We start from the raw sequence: 13,863 nt of genomic DNA, 5'->3' as shown, positions 1-13,863 counted from the left end.
CTCACGAGGCCGTGATCGCGGCTGCTCATCCTCTCTCGAACGGTCGGCTCGAATCGGCCGTTCCTCGTCGTGCCCGGAGTCGCGCGTGTTGGTCGGAATCGTTGAATTCTTCGGTTGGTTCGGAGCAGTAACCGTGCTGGCGGGTTACATACTCTTCTCCACGGGGAAGCTCCCGAACGGGCCGGTCTACCAGCTCTTCAACCTCGTCGGGGGTCTGGCCGTCGCGGTCAACGTGGCCGCACACCACGCTGTGCCGTCGACCATCGTCAACGGCATCTGGGCGATCGTGGCCGTGGTCGTCCTGGTGAAGATGGGACGCGCCCGTCGCGCGGCGAAGCGCGGCGAGCCGGCGGCCTCCGAGGCGACCGTCCTGCACGCCGAGCCGGCGTCCACCACCGGGGTCCTGCCGATCATCGGCCCCGCCCTGCGCGACCACGAGTCGGAGGAGCCCTCCGAGGCGGACGCAGCCCCGGGCCTCCAGGCCGCACCGGCCGCCAGCACGACGCAGGCCGCTCCGATGACCGAGACCGTCCCGATCATCACTGCGACGATCGCACTCGCCCTCGTCGCCGCAGCACAGCAGCAGGTGGACCACGCTGACCACGCCGACCACGCGGAGCGGACCGAAGCCACCCGCTGACCGCCCCGGCGGCGATACGATCACCTCATGTCCCGGTGGTTGATCGCGACGATGACGTCCGTCCTCTTCATCGCGCTCGTCGTCGCCGTCGCGGGGTTCGAAGCGCTCCTCGCCGACGTCGAGGCGATCGCGCAGCCGGACGCGACCCCGTACCTCGGCCCGGCCATGGTGATCGGCGCCGCCGTGGTGGTGTTCCTCGCGACCGCGGTCGGTGCGCGTGAGGGCAACCCCGGTGTCACCGGTCTGGTCGCCGCCGCGACCGCCTACCTGGTGATGCTCGGCGTCGGCGCGGTCGGGTACGCCGTGATCCGCCGCGACCTGACCGAACTCCTCGTCTTCCCGGCCGGCTACGCGCTCGGCCCGTTCGTCGTCGGGTCCGTCGTGGTGGCGCTCCTGTCGGTGATCGGCGGGATCTCCATGGCCCGGCACCAGGCCCGGACGACGGGTCGGACGCCGGACGCAGACCGGCGGCAGGAGTCGACGGTCGCGGGCGACGACATCGCCGGGCGGTAGTCTGCCCGGGCACGACGCACACGCAACGGGGGAACCATGAGCGACCAGCACACACCGGATCCGGACCAGCAGAGCGGCTGGGGAGCCGTGCCGCCGGTGGCGTCGATCCGCGGGACGCACGAGGGGCCGGCAGGCGCCGGGTTCACCACGCCCGCGCCGCGCGTTCCGCGCCGGAAGCTCCGCCGCGGCCAGCTAGTCGGGATCATCGCCGGCAGCACTGCGGTCGTGCTGTTGCTCGTCGCCGGCGTCGTCGGGTTCTCGGTCGGCTCGGCCACCCACTCGGCCGACCGCCCCGTTCGGGCGTTCCTCGACGACTTGACCGCGGGGAAGGTCCCCGAAGCCCTCGACGCCGCGGGCGTCGACCGCACGAAGTCGGACGTGCTCCTCACCGACGCCGCGTACGCGAAGGCGACGGCCAAGGTCACCGGCTACCGGGTGGCTGCGACGCGGACGGACGGCGACACCGCCACCGTTCGCGCCTACCTCCGCCAGAGCGGACGGGAGGTCGCGGCGACCTTCACGCTCGACAAGACCGGTACCGACTGGGGTGTGTTCCCGGTGTGGGAGCTGCAGGCGCCCGAGCTCGGCAGCGTCGACGTCAGTGTCCGGGGCCCGTCCGGCGCGTCGGTAGAGGTCGCGGGGACGTCGACGAAGACCTCGAAGGACGGCACCGTCAGTCTCCGCGCGCTCCCCGGGACCTACGCGGTCACGTACGACGGCGGCAAGTGGACGAAGGCCACGGGCGGCAGCGCCGACGTGGGCGGATTCGGGGTCGGTGCCTCGACATCCGTGCAGATGACCGCGGCGCTCACGAACGCGGGGGAGCAGGCGGCGAAGCGGGCCGTGGACGCATGGGTCGACGGCTGCATCGCCTCGAACGACGCCGCCCCGGCCGGGTGCAGTTTCTACGCCTACGGCGAGAACCCCGCGTACACGTACACGAACGAGAAGTGGACGCTCGAGTCACGGCCCACGGTCGCCGTCGGCAGCTGGACCTCGAACGGGTGGCTGGTCTCCACCACCACCTTCGGCCGGGCGACCTTCACGGCGGACATCGCCGGCGCGGGCGGCACCGGGACGGCTTCGGCCGGGCCGCTCAACGTCAACGCGAGCGGGTACATCACGGGGTTCTCGAGCTCCGGCGCGACGTTCCGCTCGGCGGTCGGCAACGGGTCCTCGGACACCGGCTCATGACGGTGTCCGGCGTGGTGCCGGCCCGGATTGATTTCGTTCCGTTACGCGGGTAGTCTCTTCTGGGTGTGCGCCCTCGGGCGCGCCCGAAAAGTCCGGCGAGCGAGATCGCCCAGCCGGACCACTCCGTCCCCCGCAGGTTCCTCCGCCGTCAGGCGGTCATCAGCGTGGGACGAGGAAGCCGGCGGATCGCGCCGGCCAGAGAGCACGAGCGAAGAACCAGGAGAACAGTTGCCTACTATTCAGCAGCTGGTTCGCAAGGGTCGTACGCCGAAGGTCACCAAGACCAAGGCGCCCGCCCTGAAGGCGAACCCCCAGCAGCGTGGTGTGTGCACCCGCGTCTACACCACCACCCCGAAGAAGCCGAACTCCGCACTGCGCAAGGTCGCTCGTGTGAAGCTGTCGAACGGCACCGAGGTCACGGCGTACATCCCCGGTGAGGGCCACAACCTCCAGGAGCACTCGATGGTGCTCGTCCGTGGCGGTCGTGTGAAGGACCTCCCCGGTGTGCGGTACAAGATCATCCGTGGCGCCCTGGACACCCAGGCCGTGAAGAACCGTAAGCAGGCTCGTAGCCGCTACGGCGCGAAGAAGGGTTGAGTTAGATGCCTCGTAAGGGTCCCGCCCCCAAGCGTCCCGTCGTCGCCGACCCGGTCTACGGTGCGCCGATCGTCAGCCAGCTCGTCAACAAGATCCTGCTCGACGGCAAGAAGGGCCTCGCCGAGCGCATCGTCTACGGTGCACTCGAGGGCGTCACTGCCAAGAACCAGCAGGATGCTGTCGTCACGCTCAAGAAGGCGCTCGACAACGTCCGTCCGACCCTCGAGGTCCGCAGCCGCCGCGTCGGTGGCTCGACCTACCAGGTCCCGGTCGAGGTCAAGCCGCACCGCGCGAACACCCTCGCGCTCCGCTGGCTGACCTCGTACGCCAAGGCCCGTCGCGAGAAGACGATGACCGAGCGTCTCATGAACGAGATCCTCGACGCGTCGAACGGCCTCGGTGCCGCGGTCAAGCGCCGCGAGGACACGCACAAGATGGCCGAGTCGAACAAGGCCTTCGCCCACTACCGCTGGTAGTCCCGGCACCGTCCGGGCACCGGTGGTCAAGAACCCCGGCGCCCGGACGGCCGCCAACCTCTCCTACAACTCTTCCGGAGGAACCCTGTGGCACAGGACGTGCTCACCGACCTGAACAAGGTCCGCAACATCGGCATCATGGCGCACATCGATGCCGGCAAGACCACGACGACCGAGCGCATCCTGTTCTACACGGGCATCACGCACAAGATCGGTGAGGTCCACGACGGCGCTGCCACGATGGACTGGATGGCGCAGGAGCAGGAGCGCGGCATCACGATCACGTCGGCCGCGACGACCTGCTTCTGGGACAACAACCAGATCAACATCATCGACACCCCCGGTCACGTGGACTTCACGGTCGAGGTGGAGCGTTCGCTCCGCGTCCTCGACGGTGCCGTCGCCGTCTTCGACGGCAAGGAGGGCGTCGAGCCCCAGTCCGAGACCGTGTGGCGTCAGGCGGACAAGTACAACGTCCCGCGCATCTGCTTCGTCAACAAGATGGACAAGCTCGGCGCGGACTTCTACTACACCGTCGACACGATCATCAACCGCCTCGGCGCGGAGCCCCTCGTGCTCCAGCTGCCGATCGGTTCCGAGAGCTCGTTCGAAGGCGTCGTCGACCTCGTCCAGATGCGCGCACTCACCTGGCGCGGCGACGCCAAGGGTGACGTCGCGATGGGTGCGAAGTACGAGATCGAGGAGATCCCGGCCGACCTGCAGGACCGCGCCGCCGAGTACCGCGAGAAGCTCATCGAGCGCGTGGCCGAGGCGGACGACGTCCTCATGGAGCGCTACCTCGAGGGCGACACCGACTTCTCGGTCGCCGAGATCAAGGCCGCGATCCGCGCCCTCACCGTGAGCAGCACGCTCTACCCGGTGCTGTGCGGTTCCGCGTTCAAGAACCGCGGTGTCCAGCCGATGCTCGACGCCGTCATCGACTACCTCCCGTCCCCGCTCGACGTGCCGCCGATGATCGGCCACGACGTCAAGGACGAGGAGAAGGAGATCATCCGCAAGCCCGACGCGTCGGAGCCGTTCTCGGCCCTGGCGTTCAAGGTCGCGGTGCACCCCTTCTTCGGTCGCCTCACCTACGTCCGCGTGTACTCCGGCTCGATCGAGTCCGGTGCACAGGTCATCAACTCGACCAAGGGCAAGAAGGAGCGCATCGGCAAGATCTTCCAGATGCACTCCAACAAGGAGAACCCGGTCGCCAACGTGACCGCTGGCCACATCTACGCGGTCATCGGCCTCAAGGACACCACCACCGGTGACACCCTGTGCGACCCGACCAACCAGGTCGTCCTCGAGTCGATGACGTTCCCGGAGCCGGTCATCGAGGTCGCGATCGAGCCGAACACGAAGGCCGACCAGGAGAAGCTCTCCACGGCCATCCAGAAGCTCGCCGAAGAGGACCCGACGTTCCGCGTCGAGCTCAACGCCGAGACCGGTCAGACGACGATCAAGGGCATGGGCGAGCTCCACCTCGACATCCTCGTCGACCGCATGAAGCGCGAGTTCCACGTCGAGGCGAGCGTCGGCAAGCCCCAGGTGGCCTACCGCGAGACCCTCACGAAGGTCGTCGAGCGCTACGACTACACCCACAAGAAGCAGACCGGTGGTTCCGGCCAGTTCGCGAAGGTGCAGATCGCGCTCGAGCCGATGGAGGTCACGAGCGAGAAGGTCTACGAGTTCGTCAACGCGACCTCCGGTGGCCGTGTCCCGCGCGAGTACATCCCGTCGGTCGACGCCGGTATCCAGGACGCCATGCAGGTCGGCATCCTCGCCGGTTACCCCACGGTCGGCGTGAAGGCCACCCTCAAGGACGGCGCGGCGCACGACGTCGACTCGTCCGAGATGGCGTTCAAGATCGCCGGTTCGATCGCCTACAAGGAAGCGGCTCGCAAGGCCGGTCCGGCGATCCTCGAGCCGATCATGGCCGTCGAGGTCCGTACTCCTGAGGAGTACATGGGCGACGTCATCGGTGACCTGAACTCCCGTCGTGGCCAGATCGCCTCGATGGAGGACGCCTCGGGCGTCAAGGTGGTCCGCGCGAGCGTGCCGCTGTCCGAGATGTTCGGCTACGTCGGCGACCTGCGGTCGAAGACCTCTGGTCGTGCGGTCTACTCGATGACCTTCGAGACCTACAGCCAGGTCCCGGCCAAGGTCGCCGAGGAGATCATCGCGAAGAACGCGGGGGAGTGACGCTCGAGCGTCTCTCCACAGGCGGGGGTGCCCGGCGACGGGCCCCCCGCCACCAAGTAAAGTAAAGACACACACCGCGCATCAACGGTCGCGAGCCCATCCAGGGCCGGCCGGGGATGACGCTTCCGAGTCCTGAGGAGGACCCACAGTGGCCAAGGCCAAGTTCGAGCGCACCAAGCCGCACGTCAACATCGGAACCATCGGTCACGTCGACCACGGCAAGACCACGCTCACGGCGGCGATCACCAAGGTTCTGCACGACCAGTACCCGGACCTCAACGAGGCCCGTGACTTCGCGCAGATCGACAACGCTCCCGAGGAGCGCCAGCGCGGCATCACGATCAACATCTCGCACGTCGAGTACCAGACCGAGAAGCGTCACTACGCGCACGTCGACGCCCCCGGTCACGCCGACTACGTGAAGAACATGATCACGGGTGCGGCGCAGATGGACGGCGCGATCCTCGTGGTCGCCGCTACCGACGGCCCGATGCCCCAGACGCGTGAGCACGTCCTGCTCGCCCGCCAGGTCGGCGTCCCGTACATCGTCGTCGCGCTGAACAAGTCCGACATGGTGGACGACGAGGAGATCCTGGAGCTCGTCGAGCTCGAGGTCCGCGAGCTCCTCGGCTCGCAGCAGTTCGACGAGGACGCTCCCGTCGTGCAGGTCTCGGCGCTCAAGGCGCTCGAGGGCGACGAGAAGTGGGTCAAGTCGGTCCAGGACCTCATGGCCCAGGTCGACGAGCACGTGCCGGACCCGGTGCGCGCCACCGACCAGCCGTTCCTGATGCCGATCGAGGACGTCTTCACGATCACCGGTCGTGGCACGGTCGTCACCGGTCGCGTCGAGCGTGGCACGCTCAACCTGAACGAGGAGGTCGAGATCGTCGGCATCCGCGCGACGCAGAAGACCACCGTCACGGGCATCGAGATGTTCCGCAAGCTGCTCGACCAGGCGGTCGCCGGTGACAACACCGGTCTGCTCATCCGTGGCCTCAAGCGCGAGGACGTGGAGCGCGGCCAGGTCGTCGTGAAGCCGGGTTCGGTCACGCCGCACACCGAGTTCCAGGCGAACGCGTACATCCTGACGAAGGAAGAGGGCGGGCGTCACAACCCGTTCTACGCGAACTACCGCCCGCAGTTCTACTTCCGCACCACGGACGTCACCGGCGTCATCACGCTGCCCGAGGGCACCGAGATGGTCATGCCCGGTGACACCGTCGCCATGACGGTCGAGCTGATCCAGCCGATCGCCATGGAGGAGGGCCTCCGCTTCGCCATCCGTGAGGGTGGTCGTACGGTCGGCGCCGGTACGGTCGAGAAGATCCTCAAGTAACTCCGGTTACCTGCCTCAGCGGGGTCGAGCCTTCGGGCTCGGCCCCGCTTTGTCGTCTCCGGTCCACGCGCCACTGACGGCCGCTCACGGCCCCGACGGGCGTCGGACGGGAGGCCCGGGGCGGGTCCGCTGCGACGGCGCCGGTCCGCCCCGTGCGGGGTCCCAGGCATCGTGGAGTTGGCTCGGACAGGTGACCCGCTTGCGCCGTTCCACGACCTCCGGTCGTGGCTACCACCGTGTCCGGAGCGGACGCGGCTTCTCGTACCGTGATCCCGACGGTGCGACCGTCACCGATGCCGCGGTCCGTCAACGGCTCGAGGACCTCGTCATCCCGCCGGCGTGGGACGACGTCTGGATCTCGCCGTACGAGAACGGGCACGTGCTCGCGACGGGGATCGACGGTGCCGGTCGACGTCAGTACATGTACCACCCGTCCTGGCGTGAGCGGATGGACCGGATCAAGTACGACCGCGCCCTCGCCCTCGCCGAGTCGCTGCCGGTCGCGCGTCGCGGGGTGACCCAGGACCTCCGCCGCCCGGAGCCCGATCGCCGCCGGGCGCTCGCTGCTGCGTTCCGGATGCTCGACCAGGGGTCCCTCCGGGTCGGTTCGGAACGCTACGCGACGGAACACGGCAGCCGTGGGCTCTCGACCCTGCTCTGTGCCCACGCGCACGTCTCCGGTGACGACATCGAGCTCGACTTCCCCGGCAAGAGCGGCCAGGAGTGGTCGTCGTCCATCCACGACGCCGACCTCGCCACGGTCATCGCCGGCATGAAGCGCCGCGGGCCGAACGCGCGACTGCTCTCGTTCCGCGAACGCCGTGGGGACGAATGGGAGCCGCTCTCCGCAGAGGACATCAACGCCTACGTGAAGGAACGTGCGGGCGACGAGTTCACGGCGAAGGACTTCCGCACCCTGCACGGCACGGTGGCCGCGGCCGTCGACCTGGCACGGACCGGTCCGCTGTCGTCGGAGGCGAAGCGGAAGCGCGCCGTCTCCCACGCCGTGAAGGCCGCGAGCGAGGAGCTCGGGAACACCCCGACGGTGTGCCGACAGAGCTACATCGACCCGCGGTTGCTCGACGCCTACGAGCACGGAGAGACCATCGATCCGGCTCGGATCCACGCTGCCGAGTCCGAGGTCCGGGCGCTGCTCTACCGACAATGACCCCGGGGGCGTCCGGATGACGTAGCGTTGGTCGACGTGCCGGACCACCCCACACGGCACGGAAGGACCCACAACAGTCGTGACTGACGAGTGCATCCACGGTTTCCCCACCGAACTCTGCGACATCTGCGCGCCCCGCCAGCGTGAGGAGTCGGCGATCCCTGCCGCTCCGACGCCACGGCGGACCCGCATCACCACCAACCTGCGCGTCGACCCGCCGGCCTCCGGCCCGGGGACGTCGCTCCGTTCGCCGACGTCACTCCGGTCGTCGTCGGCCGAGCTGCCGGAGGCCCGGGTCTTCGCGTCGCTGCGCGCGCACCACGTGACCCACATCGACAACCTCGACGGCATCGTCGGGTCCGGCGCGATCCTGGCGGCCGACCAGGCGGAGCCCGCCGTCGACGTCAGCAGCCCGGAGACCCGTGCCGCCCGCGCCGAGGCCGAAGCGCCCGACGGCAGCACCATCGCCAGCCACGTGCCCTTCACGCTGTCGCCGGACGCCGTCCGCTGGGACGAGCTCCGCACCGGCGCCGAGGGCGAGCGGTGGTCCGACGCCGCGCGCCGCACGCGCGCCGTCGACTACGTCGTGCTCGTCGTCCCGGTGTCGGCGTTCGGCGCCTCGGTGGTCGTCGCCGACCAGGACGCCGACGCCGACGACGTGCGGTTCGCGGTCGGCCCGGACGCTGCGACCAACCTGATCCGTCGCACCGACTTCTCCGACCCGGAGATGCTCGGACTCGAGCTCCTCGCCGGGCCGAGCGTGCCGTTCTCGTCGGTCGCGGTGATCGGCGTCCCGAACGACAAGGCACGGCAGACGGTCCGTGCGGTGCTCGCCGACCACGGCGGACACGCGCCGCGCGTGGCGGTCTTCCCGCCCTGGTTCGTGCCCCCGGTGACGGCCGAGTAACCGTCTCCACGAGCGCCCTCCGGACCATCTCCGGAGGGCGCTCCGCGTTGCGGCGGCGAGCCGGGCCTCCCGACCGTCCGATCCGCGTGGATCCCGGGAAGCGAGCCGGTGTCGACACGCCCGGTATCCCGCGACACGCCCGGGTTGCACGCGGGCTCGGGACATGCGAGACTTGTCCGGTTCCGAATTCCCCGCGGGTGCGAGTCCGCAGGATCACTGCTCTGGCAGTGCACAACCCCCCTGTTCAGCAGGGCTGGGTTGGGCCGCAGGCAGCAGAACACGACTCCCCGAGGTCATGACGGACGCGACACTGTTGCGCCCGGAGTGCGAGGAAGTCGATTGCCCACGCTGGACGGCCAAGGTCGCCCGCGCGGTTGACAGGTGAACAGCGGTCATCCCCAGCGGATGCGGCCGGTTGGTTCAGGAAAACAGCACGGTCTGCAGGAATGCAGAGCCGAGCGGCGTCAGGCGGCCAGAGGGTGCGCGGCGCAGAGAGGACAAGAGACACATGGCGGGACAGAAGATCCGCATCCGGCTCAAGTCGTATGACCACGAGGTCATCGACACGTCGGCCCGGAAGATCGTCGACACGGTGACCCGTGCCGGTGCGACCGTGGTCGGCCCGGTGCCGCTCCCCACCGAGAAGAACGTGATCGCAGTGATCCGTTCCCCTCACAAGTACAAGGACTCGCGCGAGCACTTCGAGAAGCGCACGCACAAGCGGGTCATCGACATCGTCGACCCGACGCCGAAGGCCGTGGACTCGCTCATGCGACTCGACCTGCCGGCAGACGTCAACATCGAGATCAAGCTGTAAGGGGGCTGACCAATGGCGAACTCAACCAAGACCGTCAAGGGCCTCCTCGGCAAGAAGCTCGGGATGACCCAGGTGTGGGACGAGAACAACAAGTTCATCCCCGTCACCGTGATCGAGGTCGGCCCGAACGTGGTCACCCAGATCCGCAACGCCGAGCGCGACGGCTACGAGGCGATCCAGATCGCCGCCGGCGCCATCGACCCGCGCAAGGTCAACAAGCCGGCCGCCGGTCACTTCGAGGCCGCTGGCGTGACCCCGCGTCGCACCCTCACCGAGATCCGTACCAACGACTCCGCTGAGTACACGCTCGGCCAGGAGCTCACCGTGGACAGCACGTTCACGGCGGGCCAGAAGGTCGACGTCGTCGGTACCTCCAAGGGCAAGGGCTTCGCCGGTGTCATGAAGCGCCACGGCTTCCACGGCGTCGGCGCCTCGCACGGTGCGCACCGCAACCACCGCAAGCCCGGCTCGATCGGTGCTTCCTCGACCCCGTCGCGTGTCTTCAAGGGCATGCGCATGGCCGGTCGTATGGGTGGCGACCGCGTGACCGTCCTCAACCTCACGGTGCACGCCATCGACGCCGAGAAGGGTCTGCTGCTCGTCAAGGGCGCCGTCCCCGGTGCTCGTGGCCGCTCCGTCTTCGTCCGCACCGCCGTGAAGGGTAAGTGATCATGGCCACCACGACCGCAACCACGATCGACGTCCTCGACGCATCGGGTGCCAAGTCCGGCACCGTCGAGCTGCCCGCAGCTCTCTTCGACGTCGAGACCAACGTCCCGCTGATCCACCAGGTCGTCACCGCGCAGCTCGCAGCCGCGCGTCAGGGCACCCACAAGACCAAGAACCGCGGCGAAGTCCGCGGTGCCGGTCGCAAGCCGTTCAAGCAGAAGGGCACCGGCCGCGCCCGTCAGGGTTCCGTCCGTGCTCCCGAGCACACCGGTGGTGGCGTCGTCCACGGACCGACCCCCCGCGACTACTCGCAGCGCACCCCCAAGAAGATGATCGCCGCAGCGCTGCTCGGCTCGCTCTCGGACCGCGCCCGCGGTGGCCGCATCTCGGCTGTCGACGGCTTCGTCGAGGCCGACGTGCCCTCGACCAAGGTCGCCCGCACGCTCCTCGAGAAGGTCGCGCCGGTCAAGCACGTGCTGATCGTGCTCGAGTCGAACGACGAGCTGACGCTCAAGTCGATCCGCAACCTGCCGAACGTCCACGCGCTCTCGTACGGCCAGCTGAACGCCTACGACGTCCTCAAGTCGGACGCCGTCGTCTTCAGCAAGAGCGCCCTCGACGCCTTCATCGCGTCGAAGACCGCGAAGGAGATCACCGCATGAGCGGCTTCAACAAGGACCCGCGCGACGTCATCATCTCGCCGGTCGTCTCGGAGAAGAGCTACGCGCTCATCGACCAGGGCAAGTACACGTTCATCGTGGACCCCCGTTCGAACAAGACCGAGATCAAGCTCGCCATCGAGAAGATCTTCGAGGTCAAGGTCGCGAGCATCAACACGCTGAACCGCCCGGGCAAGACCCGCCGCACCAAGTTCGGTCTCGGCAAGCGCAAGGACACCAAGCGTGCCATCGTGACGCTCAAGTCCGGTTCGATCGACATCTTCACGGCTGTCGGCTGAGGACCAGAGGGATAAATCATGGCTATTCGTAACTACAAGCCGACGACCCCCGGTCGTCGCGGCTCGTCGGTCGCCGACTTCGCTGAGATCACCCGTTCGACTCCGGAGAAGTCCCTGCTTCGTCCGCTGCCGAAGACCGGTGGTCGCAACAGCTCCGGCCGCATCACCACGCGTCACATCGGTGGTGGCCACAAGCGCCAGTACCGCGTGATCGACTTCCGTCGCTCCGACAAGGACGGCGTGGACGCCAAGGTCGCTCACATCGAGTACGACCCCAACCGCACCGCGCGCATCGCGCTCCTGCACTACGTGGACGGCACGAAGCGGTACATCATCGCGCCGAACAAGCTCAAGCAGGGCGACGTCATCGAGCAGGGCCCCGGCGCCGACATCAAGCCCGGCAACAACCTGCCGCTGCGCAACATCCCCGTGGGTACCGTCGTGCACGCCATCGAGCTCCGCCCCGGTGGCGGCGCGAAGATGGCCCGCTCCGCCGGCGCCTCGGTGCGTCTCGTCGCCAAGGACGGCCCCTACGCGCAGCTCCGTCTGCCGTCGGGCGAGGTCCGCAACGTCGACGCACGCTGCCGCGCCACGATCGGCGAGGTCGGCAACGCCGAGCAGTCGAACATCAACTGGGGCAAGGCCGGCCGCATGCGCTGGAAGGGCGTCCGCCCGACCGTGCGTGGTGTCGCGATGAACCCGGTCGACCACCCGCACGGTGGTGGCGAGGGCAAGACCTCCGGTGGTCGTCACCCGGTCAGCCCCTGGGGCCAGGCCGAGGGTCGCACGCGCAAGCCGAACAAGCCGAGCGACAAGCTCATCGTCCGTCGCCGTAACGCCGGCAAGAAGCGCAAGTAGGAGTTCAGAAGATGCCACGCAGTCTGAAGAAGGGCCCCTTCGTCGACGAGCACCTGCTCCGCAAGGTCGTCACGCAGAACGAGGCCAACACCAAGAACGTGATCCGTACGTGGTCGCGTCGGTCGATGATCGTCCCGAACATGCTCGGGCACACCATCGCCGTGCACGACGGCCGCAAGCACATCCCGGTGTTCGTCACCGAGTCGATGGTCGGTCACAAGCTCGGCGAGTTCGCGCCGACCCGCACCTTCCGTGGTCACGTGAAGGACGACAAGAAGGGCCGTCGCCGCTAACGCGGGGACGCAGAGGAGGAACGAAATGGTGGAGTCGATCGCACGCGTGCGACACATCCGCGTCACGCCTCAGAAGGCCCGTCGCGTCATCGAGCTGATCCGCGGCAAGCAGGCCCACGAGGCGCTCGCCATCCTGAAGTTCGCCCCCCAGGGCGCTTCGGAGCCCGTGTACAAGCTGGTCGCCTCGGCGATCGCGAACGCCCGGGTGAAGGCTGACTCGACGAACAGCTTCCTCGACGAGCGCGACCTCTACGTGAGCCGCGTCTTCGTCGACGAGGGTACGACCCTGAAGCGGTTCCAGCCGCGCGCCCAGGGCCGGGCCTTCCGCATCAACAAGCGCACCAGCCACATCACGGTCGTCCTCGCGACGCCGGAAGAGGCCGAGGCTGCCGCGACGAGCAAGAAGGCGAGCAACTAATGGGCCAGAAGGTCAACCCGTACGGCTTCCGTCTCGGGATCACGACGGACCACGTCTCGCACTGGTTCACCGACAGCAAGAAGGCCGGTCAGCGCTACGCCGACTACGTGGCCGAGGACATCAAGGTGCGCGAGTACCTGAAGAAGACCCTCGACCGCGCCGGTGTCGCCCGCATCGAGCTCGAGCGCACCCGTGACCGTGTCCGCGTGGACATCCACACGGCGCGTCCGGGCATCGTCATCGGCCGCCGCGGCGCCGAGGCGGAGCGCGTTCGCGGTGAGCTCGAGAAGCTCACCAAGAAGCAGATCCAGCTGAACATCCTCGAGGTCAAGAACCCCGAGACCGAGGCCCAGCTCGTCGCGCAGGGCATCGCCGAGCAGCTCTCCGCTCGTGTCGCGTTCCGTCGCGCCATGCGCAAGGGCCTGCAGGGTGCACAGCGCGCCGGCGCCAAGGGTGTCCGCATCCAGGTGTCGGGTCGTCTCGGCGGCGCCGAGATGTCCCGTTCGGAGTTCTACCGCGAAGGCCGTGTGCCGCTGCACACCCTCCGCGCGAACATCGACTACGGCTTCTACGAGGCCCGGACCACGTTCGGCCGCATCGGCGTGAAGGTCTGGATCTACAAGGGCGACATCACGAACAAGGAGCTCGCTCGCGAGCAGGCGAACCAGCGTTCGTCGCGCCCCGAGCGTCGTGGCGGCCCGCGCGGTGAGCGCGGCGACCGTGGCGGCGACCGTCGTGGCGGCGACCGCGGTGACCGCCGCCCGCAGCAGGCCCCGCAGGACGCGCCGGCCGGCGCAGGAGTTGAGGCGTAACC

General features: G+C 68.3%; 17 protein-coding genes. All 17 read left to right on the top strand.

All coding sequences use genetic code 11. From position 1 onward, the window contains the following. Positions 1-85 precede the first annotated feature (85 nt). The 17 genes from ACXKZB_RS17890 (at position 86) to rpsC (ending at position 13,861) form a co-directional block, all read left to right on the top strand. Positions 86-640 (top strand): CBU_0592 family membrane protein, encoded by a 555-nt coding sequence (locus tag ACXKZB_RS17890; protein ID WP_488824041.1) that lies wholly within the window; start codon positions 86-88, stop codon positions 638-640. A gap of 27 nt (positions 641-667) precedes the next feature. Beyond that, complete coding sequence (locus ACXKZB_RS17885; RefSeq protein ID WP_396289550.1) at positions 668-1,153, top strand: DUF6121 family protein; 486 nt, start codon at positions 668-670, stop codon at positions 1,151-1,153. Positions 1,154-1,189: 36 nt separating this feature from the next. After that, positions 1,190-2,347, top strand: a complete 1,158-nt coding sequence (locus ACXKZB_RS17880) for a hypothetical protein (RefSeq protein ID WP_488824040.1) — start codon at positions 1,190-1,192, stop codon at positions 2,345-2,347. A 228-nt stretch (positions 2,348-2,575) separates the two neighbouring features. Beyond that, the gene (gene rpsL / locus ACXKZB_RS17875; protein WP_017885540.1) at positions 2,576-2,944 is read left to right on the top strand and encodes a 30S ribosomal protein S12; all 369 of its coding nucleotides are present in this window, start codon (positions 2,576-2,578) and stop codon (positions 2,942-2,944) included. A 5-nt stretch (positions 2,945-2,949) separates the two neighbouring features. Further along, positions 2,950-3,420 (top strand): 30S ribosomal protein S7, encoded by a 471-nt coding sequence (rpsG, locus tag ACXKZB_RS17870; RefSeq protein WP_055950927.1) that lies wholly within the window; start codon positions 2,950-2,952, stop codon positions 3,418-3,420. A gap of 87 nt (positions 3,421-3,507) precedes the next feature. Then, positions 3,508-5,625 (top strand): elongation factor G, encoded by a 2,118-nt coding sequence (gene fusA / locus ACXKZB_RS17865; protein ID WP_222658798.1) that lies wholly within the window; start codon positions 3,508-3,510, stop codon positions 5,623-5,625. Positions 5,626-5,773: 148 nt separating this feature from the next. Further along, positions 5,774-6,961, top strand: coding sequence for an elongation factor Tu (gene tuf / locus ACXKZB_RS17860; RefSeq protein ID WP_123311734.1), 1,188 nt, complete (start codon positions 5,774-5,776; stop codon positions 6,959-6,961). A gap of 190 nt (positions 6,962-7,151) precedes the next feature. After that, complete coding sequence (locus tag ACXKZB_RS17855; protein ID WP_488824039.1) at positions 7,152-8,129, top strand: DNA topoisomerase IB; 978 nt, start codon at positions 7,152-7,154, stop codon at positions 8,127-8,129. A 79-nt stretch (positions 8,130-8,208) separates the two neighbouring features. After that, positions 8,209-9,036, top strand: a complete 828-nt coding sequence (locus tag ACXKZB_RS17850) for a DarT ssDNA thymidine ADP-ribosyltransferase family protein (protein WP_123311738.1) — start codon at positions 8,209-8,211, stop codon at positions 9,034-9,036. Positions 9,037-9,544: 508 nt separating this feature from the next. Then, positions 9,545-9,853: a 30S ribosomal protein S10 gene (rpsJ, locus tag ACXKZB_RS17845; RefSeq protein WP_017885534.1), complete on the top strand. Its 309-nt coding sequence runs from the start codon at positions 9,545-9,547 to the stop codon at positions 9,851-9,853. A gap of 12 nt (positions 9,854-9,865) precedes the next feature. Next, positions 9,866-10,522 (top strand): 50S ribosomal protein L3, encoded by a 657-nt coding sequence (gene rplC, locus ACXKZB_RS17840; RefSeq protein ID WP_488824038.1) that lies wholly within the window; start codon positions 9,866-9,868, stop codon positions 10,520-10,522. 2 nt (positions 10,523-10,524) lie between these two features. Next, entirely contained in the window at positions 10,525-11,184 is a 660-nt protein-coding gene (gene rplD / locus ACXKZB_RS17835; RefSeq protein ID WP_123311740.1) for a 50S ribosomal protein L4, read from the top strand. Then, a complete protein-coding gene (gene rplW / locus ACXKZB_RS17830) occupies positions 11,181-11,480 on the top strand; it encodes a 50S ribosomal protein L23 (RefSeq protein WP_111083468.1) in 300 nt (99 codons plus the stop codon). Before rplD ends, rplW begins: the two co-directional genes overlap by 4 nt. An 18-nt stretch (positions 11,481-11,498) precedes the next feature. Further along, positions 11,499-12,338 (top strand): 50S ribosomal protein L2, encoded by an 840-nt coding sequence (gene rplB / locus ACXKZB_RS17825; protein ID WP_111083467.1) that lies wholly within the window; start codon positions 11,499-11,501, stop codon positions 12,336-12,338. A gap of 11 nt (positions 12,339-12,349) precedes the next feature. Further along, positions 12,350-12,631 carry a 30S ribosomal protein S19 gene (gene rpsS, locus ACXKZB_RS17820; protein WP_017885529.1) on the top strand — a complete coding sequence of 94 codons (282 nt, stop codon included), beginning with the start codon at positions 12,350-12,352 and terminating at the stop codon, positions 12,629-12,631. A 25-nt stretch (positions 12,632-12,656) separates the two neighbouring features. Next, a complete protein-coding gene (rplV, locus tag ACXKZB_RS17815; protein WP_111083466.1) occupies positions 12,657-13,049 on the top strand; it encodes a 50S ribosomal protein L22 in 393 nt (130 codons plus the stop codon). Further along, positions 13,049-13,861 (top strand): 30S ribosomal protein S3, encoded by an 813-nt coding sequence (gene rpsC, locus ACXKZB_RS17810; RefSeq protein WP_017885527.1) that lies wholly within the window; start codon positions 13,049-13,051, stop codon positions 13,859-13,861. The genes rplV and rpsC overlap by 1 nt, the downstream gene beginning before the upstream one ends. Positions 13,862-13,863 lie beyond the last annotated feature (2 nt).

Source organism: Curtobacterium sp. ABR8 (genome assembly GCF_057812125.1).
This window is presented reverse-complemented; position numbering and strand designations above follow the sequence as displayed.

What these genes read in the sequence shown, in the direction of transcription:
- rpsS (WP_017885529.1), top strand. Translation starts at nt 12,350, where the DNA reads ATGCCACGCAGTCTGAAGAAGGGCCCCTTCGTCGACGAGCACCTGCTC.
- rplD (WP_123311740.1), top strand. Translation starts at nt 10,525, where the DNA reads ATGGCCACCACGACCGCAACCACGATCGACGTCCTCGACGCATCGGGT.
- rplV (WP_111083466.1), top strand. Translation starts at nt 12,657, where the DNA reads ATGGTGGAGTCGATCGCACGCGTGCGACACATCCGCGTCACGCCTCAG.
- rpsG (WP_055950927.1), top strand. Translation starts at nt 2,950, where the DNA reads ATGCCTCGTAAGGGTCCCGCCCCCAAGCGTCCCGTCGTCGCCGACCCG.
- rplW (WP_111083468.1), top strand. Translation starts at nt 11,181, where the DNA reads ATGAGCGGCTTCAACAAGGACCCGCGCGACGTCATCATCTCGCCGGTC.
- rplC (WP_488824038.1), top strand. Translation starts at nt 9,866, where the DNA reads ATGGCGAACTCAACCAAGACCGTCAAGGGCCTCCTCGGCAAGAAGCTC.
- rpsJ (WP_017885534.1), top strand. Translation starts at nt 9,545, where the DNA reads ATGGCGGGACAGAAGATCCGCATCCGGCTCAAGTCGTATGACCACGAG.
- ACXKZB_RS17885 (WP_396289550.1), top strand. Translation starts at nt 668, where the DNA reads ATGTCCCGGTGGTTGATCGCGACGATGACGTCCGTCCTCTTCATCGCG.
- ACXKZB_RS17880 (WP_488824040.1), top strand. Translation starts at nt 1,190, where the DNA reads ATGAGCGACCAGCACACACCGGATCCGGACCAGCAGAGCGGCTGGGGA.
- rpsC (WP_017885527.1), top strand. Translation starts at nt 13,049, where the DNA reads ATGGGCCAGAAGGTCAACCCGTACGGCTTCCGTCTCGGGATCACGACG.
- rplB (WP_111083467.1), top strand. Translation starts at nt 11,499, where the DNA reads ATGGCTATTCGTAACTACAAGCCGACGACCCCCGGTCGTCGCGGCTCG.